We start from the raw sequence: 17,579 nt of genomic DNA on the forward strand, positions 1-17,579 counted from the left end.
AGCGCATCAGGCAAGTACACGTTTGTCAGCCAGCCTCTGAATCACATCAGTTCGGGCACTTATAAACCTGGCCGATAATCTGGCTATCAGTCGGAACAAAACTGGACAACATCCCCTGCGACGGGCTGCTGATACCATAAATCACATTACCGCCCATTGCTGCCGCCTGGTTGCGCAGATCGTTTGCTGCACCGCGCATAGAACCGCCTTCTTCACCGTGTTGCCCGGAAAGCCAGTTACTTTGCTTACCTGTCGCAGTACCAATCAGTTGGCACTCGGCACCTGGCTGCTCGTCAACAATGCGTACACTCTGACCGGCAGCACTCAATTCGTTGCTGGAGCTACAACCCGCCATCAGTAGCGCGGCACCGACAATCCCTGCTAAGTATTTTACGTGCATGTTATTCCCCATAATCAATGAGCTGGACGCAACTCGCGTCGTCCGTGTCTGAATCTTATACTAGAAAGATGACCAAAAGAAAAACCCCCAGACATTTCTGCCCGGGGGTTTCTTTATTTCTGCGAGGTGCAGGGCAATTACATCATGCCGCCCATGCCACCCATGCCGCCCATACCGCCAGCAGCGCCTAAGTCAGCTACATCGTTTTTCGGCAGGTCGGTAACCATGCACTCGGTGGTGATCATCAGACCAGCCACAGAAGCTGCGTACTGCAGAGCAGAACGAGTTACTTTGGTTGGATCCAGGATACCCATGTCGATCATGTTGCCGTATTCTTCGGTTGCTGCGTTGTAACCGTAGTTGCCGTCGCCGCCTTTAACGGTGTTAGCAACAACAGACGGTTCTTCACCGCAGTTCAGGACGATCTGACGCAGCGGAGCTTCCATTGCACGCAGTGCAACTTTGATACCCACGTTCTGGTCTTCGTTCTGACCACGCAGGTCAGCCAGTTTAGACGCTACGCGGATCAGCGCAACACCACCACCAGCAACCACGCCTTCTTCTACCGCAGCACGGGTCGCGTGCAGGGCGTCTTCAACGCGTGCTTTTTTCTCTTTCATTTCAACTTCGGTAGCAGCACCTACTTTGATAACTGCAACGCCGCCTGCCAGTTTCGCTACGCGCTCCTGCAGTTTTTCACGGTCGTAGTCAGAAGTTGCTTCTTCAATCTGCTGACGGATCTGAGCAACACGGCCCTGGATTGCAGCTTCTTCACCCACGCCATCGATGATGGTGGTGGTATCTTTGTTGATCACAACACGTTTAGCCTGACCCAGGTCTTCCAGAGTCGCTTTTTCCAGCTCCATACCGATCTCTTCAGAGATTACAGTACCGCCAGTCAGGGTTGCGATATCCTGCAGCATTGCTTTACGACGATCGCCGAAGCCCGGTGCTTTAACCGCAGCGACTTTCACGATGCCGCGCATGGTGTTAACAACCAGAGTTGCCAGTGCTTCGCCTTCAACATCTTCAGCGATGATCAGCAGCGGTTTGCCTGCTTTTGCAACAGCTTCCAGAACTGGCAGCATTTCGCGGATGTTGGAGATTTTCTTGTCAGCCAGCAGGATGAACGGGCTTTCCAGTTCTACTGCGCCAGTTTCCGGCTTGTTGATGAAGTAAGGAGACAGGTAGCCACGGTCGAACTGCATACCTTCAACCACGTCCAGTTCGTCCTGCAGACCAGTACCGTCTTCAACGGTGATAACGCCTTCTTTACCGACTTTGTCCATCGCTTCAGCGATCAGTTTACCTACGGTTTCGTCGGAGTTAGCGGAGATAGTACCAACCTGAGCAATAGCTTTAGAGTCAGAGCACGGTACGGACAGCGTTTTCAGTTCTTCAACTGCAGCGGTAACGGCTTTGTCGATACCACGTTTCAGATCCATCGGGTTCATGCCCGCAGCAACAGCTTTCAGACCTTCAGTGATGATAGCCTGAGCCAGTACGGTTGCAGTGGTAGTACCGTCGCCTGCAGCGTCGTTCGCTTTAGAGGCAACTTCTTTCACCATCTGCGCACCCATGTTTTCGAACTTGTCTTCCAGTTCGATTTCACGAGCAACGGAAACACCATCTTTGGTGATGGTCGGTGCACCGAAAGATTTATCCAGAACTACGTTACGGCCTTTCGGACCGAGGGTAACTTTCACTGCATCTGCCAGTACGTTTACGCCGCGCAGCATTTTCACACGAGCGTCGTTACCGAATTTTACGTCTTTAGCTGCCATTATCTTTATTCCTTAAATTCGTATGTTCAGTGTCGTGCGCGGATTACGCTTCAACAATTGCCAGAATGTCGCTTTCGGACATGATCAACACTTCTTCATTGTCGATCTTCTCAGATTTCACACCGTAGCCATCGTTGAAAATAACGATGTCGCCAACTTTCACGTCCAGCGGCTTCACTTCGCCATTTTCAAGGATACGGCCATTGCCGACAGCCAGCACTTCGCCACGGGTAGATTTAGCCGCTGCAGAGCCGGTCAGAACGATGCCGCCAGCAGATTTAGTTTCAACTTCTTTACGCTTGACGATCACGCGATCATGCAATGGACGAATATTCATTGATAACTCTCCTTTGAGAAAGTCCGTATCTGTTATGGGTGACGCCGGAGCTTACGTGGTTTCCCGGCTGGTGACCAGAGAAATGGGGATGAGGCATCTCCCCTTCAAGGGGGAAAATGAAAAAAAATTCTGATCAGCACAAAATCGGGTGAAAACCCTGATTCACCTCACGTTTCATCGCAATTTCGACATCGCCGTCATAAGTGAATCTGATTGTGCTACCATCGAAAATCTACGCAGTTGCCCAAAATTTGGGCGCAATCGGACTTCAACCCATGAGTGGACTCAAACAAGAATTGGGGCTGGCCCAGGGTATCGGCCTGCTATCGACGTCATTATTAGGCACTGGCGTGTTTGCCGTTCCGGCGTTAGCTGCTCTGGTGGCAGGCAATAATAGCCTGTGGGCGTGGCCAGTTTTGATTATCTTAGTGTTCCCGATTGCAATTGTGTTTGCGATTCTGGGTCGCCACTACCCCAGCGCGGGCGGCGTCGCGCACTTCGTCGGTATGGCGTTCGGCTCGCGACTTGAGCGAGTCACCGGCTGGCTGTTTTTATCGGTTATTCCCGTGGGTTTGCCCGCCGCGCTACAAATTGCTGCCGGGTTCGGTCAGGCGATGTTTGGCTGGCATAGCTGGCAACTATTGTTGGCAGAACTCGGTACACTGGCGCTGGTGTGGTATATCGGTACTCGCGGTGCCAGTTCCAGTGCTAATCTACAAACGGTCATTGCCGGGCTTATCGTCGCACTGATTGTTGCCATCTGGTGGGCGGGCGATATCAAACCTGCGAACATCCCCTTCCCTGCGCCAGGTGATATCGAACTTTCCGGGTTATTTGCTGCGTTATCGGTGATGTTCTGGTGCTTTGTCGGTCTGGAGGCATTTGCCCATCTCGCTTCGGAATTTAAAAATCCAGAGCGTGATTTTCCGCGCGCTTTGATGATAGGTCTGCTGCTGGCAGGATTAGTCTACTGGGGCTGTACGGTAGTCGTCTTACACTTCGACGCCTATGGTGAAAAAATGGCGGCGGCTGCATCGCTTCCCAAAATTGTGGTGCAGCTATTCGGTGTAGGGGCGTTATGGATTGCCTGCGTGATTGGCTATCTGGCCTGCTTTGCCAGTCTCAACATTTATATACAGAGCTTCGCCCGCCTGGTCTGGTCACAGGCGCAACATAATCCTGAGCACTACCTGGCACGCCTCTCTTCTCGCCATATCCCGAATAATGCCCTCAATGCGGTGCTCGGCTGTTGCGTAGTAAGCACGTTGGTGATTCACGCTTTAGGGATCAATCTGGACGCACTCATTATTTATGCCAACGGCATCTTTATTATGATTTACCTGTTGTGCATGTTGGCAGGCTGTAAATTATTGCAAGGACGTTATCGCGTACTGGCGGTGATTGGCGGGCTGTTATGCGTTCTGTTACTGGCAATGGTCGGCTGGAAAAGTCTCTATGCGCTAATCATGCTGGCGGGGTTATGGCTGTTTTTGCCAAAACGAAAAACGCCGGAAAATGGCATAACCACATAATCCGGCGTTTTGACATTAATCCTGGCGATCGTCTTTATGATCAAGACGGTCGTGGTCATTATCCTTTCGCTGATACTCACCATCAAAAGTATTACCACCACCGGTCCCGGCGCTAAAACCGCCGCCCGGCATCCGGGAAAAACGTAGATGCGGCATCAGCTTCACTGTCAGATGCTTTTGCACCGGCGGTAATAAAAGCAGAAGCCCCAGGAAATCGGTGAAAAAGCCCGGCAATAAAAGCAGCAAACCGGCAATGATCAACGAAACACTTTTAATCATCTCCGCCGCTGGGTTTTCACCCGCCGCCATTTTTTGCTGCATCAGCACGAAATTCTTAAAGCCCTGGTTACGTACCAGTGACATACCGATAATCGATGTGAATATAACCAGTACGAGGGTCAGCAATACCCCCAGAACATGGGCAACCTGAATAAAAATTGAAATCTCAATATAGACATAAAGGAAAATGGCAATAAAAGGTAACCAGCGCAAAGGTTTCTCCTGTAATAGCAACCGGTTAAATCCGGACGCCTGAATGGGTTGCGAATCGCGTTCAGCTTATATTGTGGTCATTAGCAAAATTTCAAGATGTTTGCGCAACTATTTTTGGTAGTAATCCCAAAGCGGTGATCTATTTCACAAATTAATAATTAAGGGGTAAAAACCGACACTTAAAGTGATCCAGATTACGGTAGAAATCCTCAAGCAGCATATGATCCCGGGTATTCGGCCGATGCAGGGGATAATCGTCGGTCGAAAAACATTCGAAACCACATATATTCTGTGTGTTTAAAGCAAATCATTGGCAGCTTGAAAAAGAAGGTTCACATGTCAAACAACATTCGTATCGAAGAAGATCTGTTGGGTACCAGGGAAGTTCCAGCTGATGCCTACTATGGTGTTCACACTCTGAGAGCGATTGAAAACTTCTATATCAGCAACAGCAAAATCAGCGATATTCCTGAATTTGTTCGCGGTATGGTAATGGTTAAAAAAGCCGCAGCTATGGCAAACAAAGAGCTGCAAACCATTCCTAAAAGTGTAGCGAATGCAATCATTGCCGCATGTGATGAAGTCCTGAATAACGGAAAATGCATGGATCAGTTCCCGGTAGACGTCTACCAGGGCGGCGCAGGTACTTCCGTAAACATGAACACCAACGAAGTGCTGGCCAATATCGGTCTGGAACTGATGGGTCACCAGAAAGGTGAATATCAGTACCTGAACCCGAACGACCATGTTAACAAATGTCAGTCCACTAACGACGCCTACCCGACCGGTTTCCGTATCGCGGTTTACTCTTCCCTGATTAAACTGGTAGATGCAATTAACCAACTGCGTGAAGGCTTTGAACGTAAAGCTGTCGAATTCCAGGACATCCTGAAAATGGGTCGTACCCAGCTGCAGGACGCAGTACCAATGACCCTTGGTCAGGAATTCCGCGCTTTCAGCATCCTGCTGAAAGAAGAAGTGAAAAACATCCAACGTACCGCTGAACTGCTGCTGGAAGTTAACCTCGGCGCAACGGCAATCGGTACTGGCCTGAACACGCCGAAAGAGTACTCTCCGCTGGCAGTGAAAAAACTGGCTGAAGTCACTGGCTTCCCATGCGTTCCGGCTGAAGACCTGATCGAAGCGACCTCTGACTGCGGTGCTTACGTTATGGTTCACGGCGCGCTGAAACGTCTGGCTGTGAAGATGTCCAAAATCTGTAACGACCTGCGCTTGCTCTCTTCTGGCCCACGTGCCGGCCTGAACGAGATCAACCTGCCGGAACTGCAGGCGGGCTCTTCCATCATGCCAGCTAAAGTAAACCCGGTTGTTCCGGAAGTGGTTAACCAGGTATGCTTCAAAGTCATCGGTAACGACATCACTGTTACCATGGCAGCAGAAGCAGGTCAGCTACAGCTGAACGTTATGGAGCCGGTCATTGGCCAGGCCATGTTTGAATCCGTTCACATCCTGACCAACGCTTGCTACAACCTGCTGGAAAAATGCGTTAACGGCATCACTGCTAACAAAGAAGTGTGCGAAGGTTATGTTTACAACTCTATCGGTATCGTCACTTACCTGAACCCGTTCATCGGTCACCACAACGGTGACATCGTGGGTAAAATCTGTGCCGAAACCGGTAAGAGTGTACGTGAAGTCGTTCTGGAACGCGGTCTGTTGACTGAAGCGGAACTTGACGATATTTTCTCCGTACAGAATCTGATGCACCCGGCTTACAAAGCAAAACGCTATACTGATGAAAGCGAACAGTAATCGTACAGGGTAGTACAAATAAAAAAGGCACGTCAGACGACGTGCCTTTTTTCTTGTGAGTAGTAACTTAAAAATAACAATCTAATATCAACTTGTTAAAAAACAAGGAAGGCTAATATGCTAGTTGTAGAACTCATCATAGTTTTGCTGGCGATCTTCTTGGGCGCCAGACTGGGGGGAATAGGTATTGGTTTTGCAGGCGGATTGGGGGTGCTGGTTCTTGCCGCTATCGGCGTCAAACCTGGTAACATCCCGTTCGATGTCATTTCCATTATCATGGCGGTTATCGCCGCTATTTCTGCCATGCAGGTTGCTGGCGGTCTGGACTATCTGGTTCATCAGACAGAAAAGCTGCTGCGCCGTAACCCGAAATACATCACGATCCTCGCTCCGATCGTGACTTATTTCCTGACAATCTTTGCGGGTACTGGCAACATCTCTCTGGCAACGCTGCCAGTGATCGCTGAAGTTGCGAAGGAACAAGGCGTTAAACCTTGCCGTCCACTGTCTACTGCAGTGGTTTCCGCGCAGATTGCGATCACCGCATCGCCAATCTCAGCGGCAGTGGTTTACATGTCTTCCGTAATGGAAGGTCATGGCATCAGCTACCTCCACCTGCTCTCTGTGGTCATCCCGTCCACCCTGCTGGCGGTTCTGGTGATGTCCTTCCTGGTCACTATGCTGTTCAACTCCAAACTGTCTGACGATCCGATTTATCGTAAGCGTCTGGAAGAAGGCCTGGTTGAACTGCGCGGTGAAAAGCAGATTGAAATCAAATCCGGTGCAAAAACTTCCGTCTGGCTGTTCCTGCTGGGCGTAGTTGGCGTGGTTATCTATGCAATCATCAACAGCCCGAGCATGGGTCTGGTTGAAAAACCGCTGATGAACACCACCAACGCAATCCTGATCATCATGCTCAGCGTTGCAACTCTGACTACCGTTATCTGTAAAGTTGATACCGACAACATCCTCAACTCCAGCACCTTCAAAGCAGGTATGAGCGCCTGTATTTGTATCCTGGGCGTTGCATGGCTGGGCGATACTTTCGTTTCCAACAACATCGACTGGATCAAAGATACCGCTGGTGAAGTGATTCAGGGTCATCCGTGGCTGCTGGCTGTCATCTTCTTCTTTGCTTCTGCTCTGCTGTACTCTCAGGCTGCAACCGCAAAAGCACTGATGCCGATGGCTCTGGCGCTGAACGTTTCTCCGCTGACCGCTGTTGCTTCTTTCGCTGCGGTGTCTGGTCTGTTCATTCTGCCGACCTACCCGACGCTGGTTGCTGCGGTACAGATGGATGACACGGGTACAACTCGTATCGGTAAATTCGTCTTCAACCATCCGTTCTTCATCCCAGGTACTCTGGGTGTTGCCCTGGCCGTTTGCTTCGGCTTCGTGCTGGGTAGCTTCATGCTGTAATGACAAATCGCGGGGCGTTCACGCCCCGCTTTCTTTCCCGCCGACTAACATCATTCCCTCGTCCGTTGTATAGTGACCTTTCTCTTGCGGTTCCATCTGTTCTTGCGAGGTGTTTATGCTTGATGATAAAAGTTCGAATACCGCGTCTGTCGTGGTGCTGTGTACTGCGCCGGATGAAGCGACAGCCCAGGATTTAGCCGCCAAAGTGCTGGCAGAAAAACTGGCGGCCTGCGCAACCCTGATCCCCGGCGCAACCTCTCTCTATTACTGGGAAGGTAAGCTGGAACAGGAATATGAAGTACAGATGATCTTAAAAACCGACAAAGCTCACCAGCAGGCGCTGCTGGAATGCCTGAAGTCTCATCATCCGTATCAAACCCCGGAGCTTCTGGTTTTACCTGTTACACACGGAGACACAGATTACCTCTCATGGCTCAACGCATCTTTACGCTGATCCTGCTACTTTGCAGCACTTCCGTTTTCGCCGGATTATTCGACGCGCCAGGACGTTCACAATTTGTCCCAGCGGATCAGGCTTTTGCTTTTGATTTTCAGCAAAACCAACATGATCTTAATCTAACCTGGCAGATCAAAGACGGTTATTACCTTTACCGTAAACAGATCCGCATCACGCCTGAACAAGCGAAAATTGCCGACGTGCAGTTACCGCCAGGCGTCTGGCATGACGATGAGTTTTACGGCAAAAGCGAGATTTATCGCAAGCGGCTGACGCTTCCAGTGACCATCAACCAGGCTACGGCTGGCGCGACATTAACTGTCACTTACCAGGGCTGCGCTGACGCTGGTTTCTGCTATCCGCCAGAAACCAAAACCGTACCGTTAAGCGAAGTGCTCACCAGCAACGCAGCGCCACAACCTGCGGCTGTTCCGCAGCAAGAGCAGCCCGCCGCGCAATTGCCCTTTTCTGCGCTCTGGGCATTGTTGATAGGTATCGGCATCGCCTTCACACCCTGCGTACTGCCGATGTACCCACTGATTTCCGGCATCGTGCTGGGCGGTAAACAGCGGCTCTCCACCGCCAGAGCATTGTTGCTGACCTTTATTTATGTGCAAGGGATGGCGCTGACCTACACGGCGCTGGGTCTGGTAGTTGCCGCAGCCGGATTACAGTTTCAGGCGGCGCTACAGCACCCTTACGTGCTCATTGGCCTCGCCATCGTCTTTACGTTGCTGGCGATGTCGATGTTTGGCTTATTTACCCTACAACTCCCCTCTTCACTGCAAACGCGCCTCACGCTGATGAGCAATCGCCAACAGGGCGGCTCGCCCGGCGGTGTGTTTGTTATGGGGGCGATTGCCGGTTTGATCTGCTCACCATGCACCACCGCGCCACTTAGCGCGATTCTGCTGTATATCGCCCAAAGCGGTAACATGTGGCTGGGCGGCGGCACGCTTTATCTCTATGCGCTGGGCATGGGTCTACCGCTGATGTTAATTACCGTCTTTGGCAACCGTCTGCTGCCGAAAAGCGGTCCGTGGATGGAACAGGTCAAAACCGCGTTTGGTTTTGTGATCCTCGCGCTGCCGGTCTTCCTGCTTGAGCGGGTGATTGGTGATATATGGGGATTACGCTTGTGGTCGGCGCTTGGCGTCGCATTCTTTGGCTGGGCCTTTGTCACCAGCTTACAGGCCAAACGCGGCTGGATGCGCGTAGTGCAAATAATCCTGCTGGCAGCGGCGCTGGTTAGCGTGCGCCCACTCCAGGACTGGGCATTTGGTGCGACGCATACCGCACAAACTCAGGCGCATCTCAACTTTACACCAATCAAAACGGTGGATGAGTTAAATCAGGCGCTCGTTGAAGCCAAAGGCAAACCGGTAATGTTAGATCTCTACGCCGACTGGTGCGTTGCCTGTAAAGAGTTCGAGAAATACACCTTTAGCGACCCACAAGTGCAAAAAGCGTTGGCTAACACGGTCTTACTTCAGGCCAATGTCACCGCCAACGACGCACAAGATGTGGCGCTGTTAAAACATCTAAATGTCCTTGGCCTGCCGACAATTCTCTTTTTTGACGAACAAGGCCAGGAGCATCCACAAGCACGCGTCACGGGCTTTATGGATGCTGAAACCTTCAGCGCACATTTGCGCGATCGCCAACCGTGAACGACACTTGCAGTGGGAAAGACGGAGGAAAATAGCGTGCAACGTGAAGATGTACTGGGAGAAGCCCTGAAATTATTAGAATTACAAGGGATTGCCAACACCACGCTGGAGATGGTTGCTGAACGTGTGGATTATCCGCTGGATGAGCTAAGGCGATTCTGGCCGGACAAAGAGGCGATCCTCTACGACGCGCTGCGCTATCTTAGCCAACAGATAGATGTCTGGCGTCGTCAGTTGATGCTGGACGAAACTCAAACCGCCGAACAAAAGCTGCTGGCGCGTTATCAGGCGTTATCAGAGTGCGTTAAAAACAACCGCTATCCGGGCTGTCTGTTTATCGCTGCCTGTACGTTTTATCCCGATCCTGGCCACCCTATTCATCAACTGGCCGATCAGCAAAAAAGCGCGGCCTACGATTTCACCCACGAACTATTAACCACGCTGGAAGTTGACGATCCGGCGATGGTGGCAAAGCAGATGGAACTGGTGCTGGAAGGTTGCCTGAGCCGAATGCTGGTGAATCGTAGCCAGGCGGATGTCGACACCGCACACCGGCTGGCGGAAGATATTCTGCGCTTCGCCCGCTGCCGCCAGGGTGGTGCATTGACCTGACAGAAACACAGAAAAGAAGCAATTTGCCGCAATCTTAAGCAGTTGAATCGCTTTTACTGAAATTAGGTTGACGAGATGTGCAGATTACGGTTTAATGCGCCCCGTTGCCCGGATAGCTCAGTCGGTAGAGCAGGGGATTGAAAATCCCCGTGTCCTTGGTTCGATTCCGAGTCCGGGCACCAAAATTTATAACCCTCGCTACGGCGGGGGTTTTCTTTTTTGAGCCAACACGTTTTGCTTTATAAGTAGTTACCCTTTTTAAATTTCCTCCGACCCCGCTCCCCGGTGGTACAAAATGGGCCTTATTATAAAGCCTATCAAATACCGGAATGGCACCTGACACATCCGAAAAACAGTTCCTCAGGAGCGACTTCTTCCTATCGACAAAGGCGCACTAAAACATACCCTTGCGATGAAAGCCACTGAACAAACTAAACACAAACTCCCTTCCGTGCAGCCTAAAATCCATGCGATCAGTCAGAACGCCAGGGTAAAAGGCCCGTAACGCAGGAAGACACAACTTCGATATGAGTAGCCCTCATCAACATATTCCAGCCTGAACCAAGGGGGAAAAGATATGTTTTATTTGGTTGTTCACTAAGTCATCTGTGCTGGGTTGAGAATATTACCTTTAATCAAGAGCACAAATTTACTGCGCCGCTACGCTACACGGCGGATAAAAAATTCACGCTCAAAATTCCAGGGGTTAGCAGCAGTGAGGATTCTTGCAAAACGATGTACAAGCATGGGGCAGCAGCCTCCTACCAACTTGCCCCTACCAAAAAGACTATGGCATACTCGCATCACTTTTGGCCTTGTTCTAACTCGTTACCCATCGCAAATAAATATAATACATTTCAGTTGGTTATTATGTAGTACAAGGAATGTTGACGGACGCCATTACGATGATTAGTAAACCGTTTGATAGATCTGAGCATGTATATAGAAACGATGCATTTTTAGAGCTTCTAAAAGACGCCGTACGTTTTTTTAATGGGACACCTGTACATTCATTACCACCGCCTCAAGGATTTCAGGGAGCCGGTGTTTACGCGCTATACTACACAGGTCATAACCCTTTATACGATGAATTTTCACGAATAAACCGACTTGCATACAACCTTCCTATTTATGTAGGTAAGGCTGTACCAGCAGGATGGCGTCAGTCCAGAATCAGTGATAGCGCCACACGGGCTGGCTCAGAACTATCTAATAGGATCAGAGAGCATAGTAGAAATATAGCGAAAGCAGAGAACTTAAAGTTAGAAGATTTTTCATGTCGCTTTATCATTTTTGAAGCTACTGGCTCTGACATGATCAGCACAGTCGAAGCAGCACTGATTAAAATTCACAAACCCTTATGGAACACCGTAGTGGATGGTTTTGGGAATCATACTCCTGGTGCTGGTAGATTCGCCCAAGCCAAATCTGATTGGGATGTGATTCACCCAGGCAGGGAATGGGCAGAAAAATGTACTGGCAGGCATTCAGAACCAGCCTCTGTAGAAAATCGAATTAAGCAATACTTTTTGGAATTAAAGTAACAGAATGAAATCCTTAGAAATATTCTCAGGTACTGGCGGTTTGGCGAAAGGTTTAGAACTGGCAGGATTCGAGCATCAAGGGTTTGTTGAGCTCAACAAACATGCCTGCAACTCACTTCGTCTAAATTTTGACAAAGAGAAAGTATTTCAAGGAGATATTAAAAATTACGATTTCACATCTCTTAAGAATATCGATGTCGTGGCTGGCGGACCGCCTTGCCAACCTTTTTCCTTAGGGGGCAAGCATAAAGCCCATGATGACACTCGAGATATGTTCCCCTACGCGATTAAGGCGATCGAAGCTTTACATCCTAAGGCTTTCATCTTCGAAAACGTGAAGGGCTTACTTCGAAAATCATTTGCTGATTACTTCGAATACATCATCCTTCGTTTAACATACCCAACGTTATCTTTGTGTGATGCCCAGGACTGGCAATTACATCTTAACGAGTTACGTAAAGCTAGCAAAGGTACGCATCAAGGCACCACTTATGATGTGTCCTTTAAGTTAGTGAATGCGGCAGACTATGGTGTTCCACAGGTTAGGGAGCGAGTGATAATTGTCGGGATCAGGTCCGACTTAAACAAAAAGTGGACCTTCCCTGCGTCTACGCACAGCCAGGAGCGATTACTGTGGGAACAGTACGTTACAGGGGAGTACTGGAAGGAACATAATATTAGTCCTCTAAAAGATGAACCTCTTACAGAGAGATTGAAAAAACGTTTTGGAGTGTTTCCACCATCAGAGAAACGCTGGGTTACTGTTCGTGATGCTCTCAAAAACGTTCCTCAACCCTATGAGCCCCATGAAATTGAAGATCATATTTTTAAAGATGGCGCCCGTACCTATCCAGGCCACACTGGTAGCTACATTGACCAGCCATCGAAAACATTAAAAGCTGGGGCTCATGGAGTTCCTGGTGGCGAAAATATGATTAGATATGAAAATGATAGCGTCCGTTACTTCACAGTTTATGAAGGAAAACTCCTGCAAACATTCCCTAAAGACTTCCAGGTGACAGGAGCATGGGGAGAAGCAATGAGGCAGATCGGCAACGCTGTACCTGTCTTACTGGCCCAACGGATAGGGCAGCATTTACATAACCTGCTGAATGCAAGTTTACAGGCAGATATTGAACCTCTTAAATGTGCAAATTTCGATTAGATATCTCAATAAATACTAATACCGAAACACATTGTTAGTGGTAGTGCCCGGTGATACATTCGAGGTCGAATGTGTAAATGTAATCTTTTGTTATTAAAATAACTTCGTTGTTTTAACAATGATCTTTAATTCAAGCTGGCACTACTAATTTAATTCCTGAACCCGCCCACAAGGCGGGTTTTGCTTTTGGGAAAACGTCCTTCCAGCCTTCGCACCATCAACTGCGAATATCATCATACTCGCGCGTTTTATCAAATTCGTGTTTCGCAAACGAGCACAGCGAGATATTTTTCCGTTTCTCCCGGCGCATTTTTTCCACGACTTTCGCCACCAGTTGTTTACCAATCCCTTGCCCTTTCAGGCTTTCATCAACATCGGTATGTTCGATAATCGCTAAATTCTCTCCGGTCGGCACAAAGACAATTTCAGCTATTTGATTTCCCTGCGCATCATTGATGTAAAATTTATTATGCCCCTCACATATTTCCATTTTCCCCTTACTTATTTATGACGGTATTTCAGTGCGCCACTCGGGCACGTATCAATAATATTCACGACGGTAGCGACGCCTACTTCATCCGGCATGATCCACGGTTTACGTTTGAGATTAAATAAATTGCCGTTGCCACGTACGCAATTGCCGGAATTTATAGTGATGTGATGACTTCCCCCTCCCAAGGTAGTCAGTGCCATACCTTTACTAACTACATTAATCCGGGAGTAACATCACTACAGGCCCCTTTTCAGGGGCCTCTGCCTGTCAGAACATATAACGGAAATTCGCGTTTATCGCGTTATCCACGTTGTATTTACCAAAGGCTGATTTCTCAAACTCCAGACCAAAGCGCATGTTGTCCTTTATCTGTGCGTTCATGCCGACATTGAACAACATCCTGCTGTCCTTCTCCCCTTTGATCCGTTTCTCTCCGGATGCATCACGAAGAACCGTCTCGCCATTATTCAGCAGGTCAAACTGCCAGCTGGTTCCGGCACGGGCTGTCACACTCCAGTCCTTACCACTGAATGTTTTGCCCAGCTCAACTCCTGTTCGGCCAATCAACGGGCTGAAATCCTTGTTCTTCATACTCAGATCCATCTCACCGTCTTTCCAGCGGAATGTTTTCCCGGACACTGCGCCATAAACCAGTTCGGCCTGAGGCTCAATAAAAGTGTCTTCCGTCAGGTGATAACGGTAACCCGTCTCCGCGCCGGCATACCAGGAGTGGGTTCCGTAGTGCTTCGTACCCAGACCGGCAAAGTTGCCTGTGTAGTCATTGTTATGGTGAATATATTTACCAATCAAATCGATATAGGCACCGGAATTAAACAGTGCTGAAGCATACAGACCGCCCCCCACGGATTTTGTCTTCCCGCTGAACGCATCACTGTCTGCACTGCTGTCGGTATAGGTCATTGTGATACCGGTAAACAGATCCACTCCATCCAGCACATGTTTTTTGTCAAAGCCGACCTGAACGTGAGTGTAATTATCGCTGTACCCGCCATCAGCTGAACCGGCGCCGTTCATGATACGGGCCCAGGCGCCGGCATCACCGTTCGTGTCACGCAGCTCACCCATACGTTTGTTCAGGTTGTTAACTTCCGTCATAAAGTTTTTGTAGCCGGCATTCATGAAACTGTCCGCCTTCGCGGTAGCCGCTTTATCGGCTTCCGTCTGGAAACCATCCAGAATCCATTGCGTACTGCCACCAGTGGTGTCAACACGCAGTGTCGGTGTTACCCGGCTGAAGCCTGTCACCCGGGTGCCGGCCTTAAAGATATCTCCTGATGTTCCGGCCGGCGCACTGACCAGCGGGATGTTCAGGGACTGCCCCGGGGTCGGGTTCTTCATAAAGCTGACATTCAGGGTGTTGTCTGAACCGCTGGCTTTTTTGGTCACATTAATTTTATCGGCGTCCTTCAGGTCTGTGCGCAGGACAAAGTCACTGCCAGTGGCATCCAGTGTATTAATCGTCAGGGTACGGAAGGCACCGTTTTCTTCAGACTGTACCCGGCTGTTGCGGGTCGTCAGACTGTTGATGTCGGAGCCTCCGGTCAGCTGCCACAGGCCACTGTTCATCCTGACGTTTCCTTTACCGCCGGTGATGGCGCCGTAGTACGCCGCGTTATATCCGCTGAACAACCCGGCAGCCAGAACAGGGGAGACAGAAGAGGAAACTGAGCCAGGGTTTTCAGAGCCAATACGAATGGTGGATGAACTGGTTGCATGAACATCCCCGGAAACATGCGCCTGCTGGCTGATGTCCAGCGCGGCGTTATCGCCGGTTAAATCATAGCCTTCTGTCATGTATGTCAGAACAGGCATCCAGGTATTATCAGCGCCATTCTCCGGCGTGCCGCTCAGGGAAAGCGTACTGTTCTTCCCAATCTGAACCCGACCGTCACTGTAGAGCCCTTTTTGTGCCGTCAGATGACCGCCGTCACGGACAGAAAGAGTGGAATTCACGAAAACACCACTGTTCTGCAGCAGGGCATCCGGTGAGGAGACATTTACCTTACTGTCATGGGCTTCAATCCCGCCAGTGAACCGGTTGTTGATGTCCAGCGTGGAGCCTTTTTGCAGCGTAATATTGCCCGTATAGCTGCTACTGCCATCGTCTGCTGAGCGTCCTTCCCGGACGTCCTGGCGGAAGCCAAAACCATTACCGGTGATATTGATGCCATCATACATATCAATGAATACCGGAACGTCGCCCCCCAGTTTCAGCGTTGAATTCGATGCAACAATATCACCTTCAACAACTGAGTTACGTGCAGTTGTGAATTCTGAGTTTTCCAGATTCAGAGTCTTAAATCGGAAATGCCGGGTTTCCCAGTCAGGTTGTTCAAAAGAAGCCACCTGGTTATTTGTTTTATAGGCACTGTTATTTTTCTTATTTGCCTCACTTTCCAGTTTGACAAAATCAGCAACATAATCTTTGTCACAAAGAACTCCGGGGACATAGCAGAATCGGGGGCCCTCACGGAATATTGCATGTGTTGTGGCATGCCCCTGTAACCGAAGCTGGGAATTCCGTATGGTGATGTCATTGTGTGTATCAATGTTCCCGTCAATAATCAGGCTGCTGTCGGCATTTTTTTGTGTTCCGGCATGTTCGATATCCGTATTTCCCGTGATGTTGCCGTGATAGATATAACGCGCGGCGTTTTGTAAGGAAAGAGTCGCTTTTTTATCTGATGTATTGGTGATTACTGTACCAACATCCGTTGCCGCTATCTTTTTAAACGACTGGCTGAACCCGTTTAAATCCAGTGTCCCCCCCCGACTGGTAAAATAAATGCCTCTGTAATCACTGTTTTTATCCAGTGCATCAACCTGCCCCAGTTTGACCGTTCCGCGACCGCTAGCAACATAGATAGCATTAAACGCTTTTTCTGCATTAAGAAAAACGGTACCGTCACCCGTTTTCAGGTTATTCCCCTGGGCCACATTGACATTCAGTGTCCCGGCTCCTGTTTTGTGCAGGTTATCGTTTGCCACTCCTTTAACCAACCAGTCAACAACCGTCCCTTTTCCGATATCAATACCCGCCCCTTTATAGGTTTTATCTTTCCCAGTGACCGAATAATGTTGCCCCTCATCAAAAATCATTCCTCCGGTTCCTGAATCCAGGTTATCGGTGAGTTCAATATTCCCGCCACCATGAAATTTCAAATCTTTATTTTTATTATTCTTGGTCAGCTCAATAGCGGTTGTGTTACCGTTAACAGTAATATTTTTATTATTGACGGTCGTTTTCTGACCATTGAGGTTCACCTCCTGAGTAAAAGTATTTTTCAGGGTATCGACAGTGTCCTGATCATATCGGGCAAAAAAGGCCCAGGTATCCTTACTAGAGAATGCTTTACCATATGTTGTTCCAAGAATGACCCATTTTTTCCTCTGATTATCATAAAGATAAAATCCGGAACCGCTGTCTCCTCCTGTCACTTCATTATAAAATCCGCCTGTATTATTCGTGGCTAACATATTGTTCCAGTTTAACTGAAACATAGAAGCACTGCGTAATAATGGATTATATGCCTGTCCCACCCCATAAGATGTAACACCGGTTGCTCCGGCTCCAACCCGAAAACCGATTATCTGTTTCTTTCCATTGAACTCAATACCATAACGCTCTAATGCTTCTGCTGCTGATAAGTTGAAATCAGCATGCTCTGTTGCACCAGCTGTTTCAACAACAAACTTATCCAGACGCTGGACCGCAAAGTCACCTTTGGTCACCCGATCAACATAATGATAGTCTGACTGTCCCCATGTCTGAGTTTTAACGGCATGGTGAATAGTGCCATTATGGCTTGCGGTAACACTGTAGGCATGGATTTGCCCCTATATTTCCAGACACCTGTTATCACTTAACCCATTACTGGTC

General features: G+C 49.1%; 13 protein-coding genes, 1 tRNA gene and 2 pseudogenes. 9 read left to right on the top strand and 7 right to left on the bottom strand.

Annotation, left to right across the window (positions count from 1 at the left end):
• Nucleotides 1-46: 46 nt before the first annotated feature.
• The 3 genes from HEN21_RS19090 to HEN21_RS19100 form a co-directional block, all read right to left on the bottom strand.
• Complete coding sequence (locus tag HEN21_RS19090) at nucleotides 47-400, bottom strand: DUF4156 domain-containing protein (RefSeq protein WP_000558209.1); 354 nt, start codon at nucleotides 398-400, stop codon at nucleotides 47-49.
• 137 nt (nucleotides 401-537) lie between these two features.
• A complete protein-coding gene (gene groL, locus HEN21_RS19095; RefSeq protein ID WP_176252609.1) occupies nucleotides 538-2,184 on the bottom strand; it encodes a chaperonin GroEL in 1,647 nt (548 codons plus the stop codon).
• A 43-nt stretch (nucleotides 2,185-2,227) separates the two neighbouring features.
• Nucleotides 2,228-2,521, bottom strand: a complete 294-nt coding sequence (locus HEN21_RS19100) for a co-chaperone GroES (protein WP_001026276.1) — start codon at nucleotides 2,519-2,521, stop codon at nucleotides 2,228-2,230.
• A gap of 275 nt (nucleotides 2,522-2,796) precedes the next feature.
• Between HEN21_RS19100 and yjeH the strand changes: the two genes are divergently transcribed.
• Nucleotides 2,797-4,053: an L-methionine/branched-chain amino acid transporter gene (gene yjeH, locus HEN21_RS19105; RefSeq protein WP_000015829.1), complete on the top strand. Its 1,257-nt coding sequence runs from the start codon at nucleotides 2,797-2,799 to the stop codon at nucleotides 4,051-4,053.
• Nucleotides 4,054-4,068: 15 nt separating this feature from the next.
• Here yjeH and HEN21_RS19110 read toward each other — a convergent pair whose 3' ends face one another.
• Nucleotides 4,069-4,545 carry an FxsA family protein gene (locus HEN21_RS19110; protein WP_176252610.1) on the bottom strand — a complete coding sequence of 159 codons (477 nt, stop codon included), beginning with the start codon at nucleotides 4,543-4,545 and terminating at the stop codon, nucleotides 4,069-4,071.
• 336 nt (nucleotides 4,546-4,881) lie between these two features.
• Between HEN21_RS19110 and aspA the strand changes: the two genes are divergently transcribed.
• The 8 genes from aspA (at nucleotide 4,882) to HEN21_RS19150 (ending at nucleotide 13,185) form a co-directional block, all read left to right on the top strand.
• Nucleotides 4,882-6,318 carry an aspartate ammonia-lyase gene (aspA, locus tag HEN21_RS19115; protein WP_010349613.1) on the top strand — a complete coding sequence of 479 codons (1,437 nt, stop codon included), beginning with the start codon at nucleotides 4,882-4,884 and terminating at the stop codon, nucleotides 6,316-6,318.
• Nucleotides 6,319-6,435: 117 nt separating this feature from the next.
• A complete protein-coding gene (gene dcuA, locus HEN21_RS19120; RefSeq protein ID WP_000961959.1) occupies nucleotides 6,436-7,737 on the top strand; it encodes an anaerobic C4-dicarboxylate transporter DcuA in 1,302 nt (433 codons plus the stop codon).
• 115 nt (nucleotides 7,738-7,852) lie between these two features.
• Nucleotides 7,853-8,191 (top strand): divalent cation tolerance protein CutA, encoded by a 339-nt coding sequence (gene cutA / locus HEN21_RS19125; protein WP_000883313.1) that lies wholly within the window; start codon nucleotides 7,853-7,855, stop codon nucleotides 8,189-8,191.
• Complete coding sequence (gene dsbD / locus HEN21_RS19130) at nucleotides 8,167-9,864, top strand: protein-disulfide reductase DsbD (RefSeq protein WP_176252611.1); 1,698 nt, start codon at nucleotides 8,167-8,169, stop codon at nucleotides 9,862-9,864. The genes cutA and dsbD overlap by 25 nt, the downstream gene beginning before the upstream one ends.
• A 36-nt stretch (nucleotides 9,865-9,900) precedes the next feature.
• Nucleotides 9,901-10,476 carry a transcriptional regulator gene (locus HEN21_RS19135; RefSeq protein ID WP_001188520.1) on the top strand — a complete coding sequence of 192 codons (576 nt, stop codon included), beginning with the start codon at nucleotides 9,901-9,903 and terminating at the stop codon, nucleotides 10,474-10,476.
• A 106-nt stretch (nucleotides 10,477-10,582) separates the two neighbouring features.
• Nucleotides 10,583-10,658 (top strand) — tRNA-Phe (locus HEN21_RS19140).
• 723 nt (nucleotides 10,659-11,381) lie between these two features.
• Nucleotides 11,382-12,020: an Eco29kI family restriction endonuclease gene (locus tag HEN21_RS19145; RefSeq protein WP_021551512.1), complete on the top strand. Its 639-nt coding sequence runs from the start codon at nucleotides 11,382-11,384 to the stop codon at nucleotides 12,018-12,020.
• A gap of 4 nt (nucleotides 12,021-12,024) precedes the next feature.
• Nucleotides 12,025-13,185, top strand: a complete 1,161-nt coding sequence (locus HEN21_RS19150; RefSeq protein WP_176252612.1) for a DNA cytosine methyltransferase — start codon at nucleotides 12,025-12,027, stop codon at nucleotides 13,183-13,185.
• Nucleotides 13,186-13,402: 217 nt separating this feature from the next.
• Here HEN21_RS19150 and HEN21_RS19155 read toward each other — a convergent pair whose 3' ends face one another.
• From HEN21_RS19155 to HEN21_RS19165, 3 genes and pseudogenes are all read right to left on the bottom strand, one after another.
• On the bottom strand, nucleotides 13,403-13,675 hold the full coding sequence (locus HEN21_RS19155; RefSeq protein ID WP_021551514.1) for a GNAT family N-acetyltransferase: 273 nt from the start codon (nucleotides 13,673-13,675) through the stop codon (nucleotides 13,403-13,405).
• 11 nt (nucleotides 13,676-13,686) lie between these two features.
• Nucleotides 13,687-13,833, bottom strand: a pseudogene (gene yjdI, locus HEN21_RS19160) (4Fe-4S mono-cluster protein YjdI); the annotation flags it as partial.
• Between the two features lie 112 nt (nucleotides 13,834-13,945).
• A pseudogene (locus HEN21_RS19165) lies at nucleotides 13,946-17,527 on the bottom strand (autotransporter outer membrane beta-barrel domain-containing protein); the annotation flags it as partial.
• Between the last annotated feature and the right edge of the window lie 52 nt (nucleotides 17,528-17,579).

Source organism: Escherichia sp. 93.1518, from assembly GCF_013368915.2.
Lineage (GTDB): Bacteria > Pseudomonadota > Gammaproteobacteria > Enterobacterales > Enterobacteriaceae > Escherichia > Escherichia ruysiae.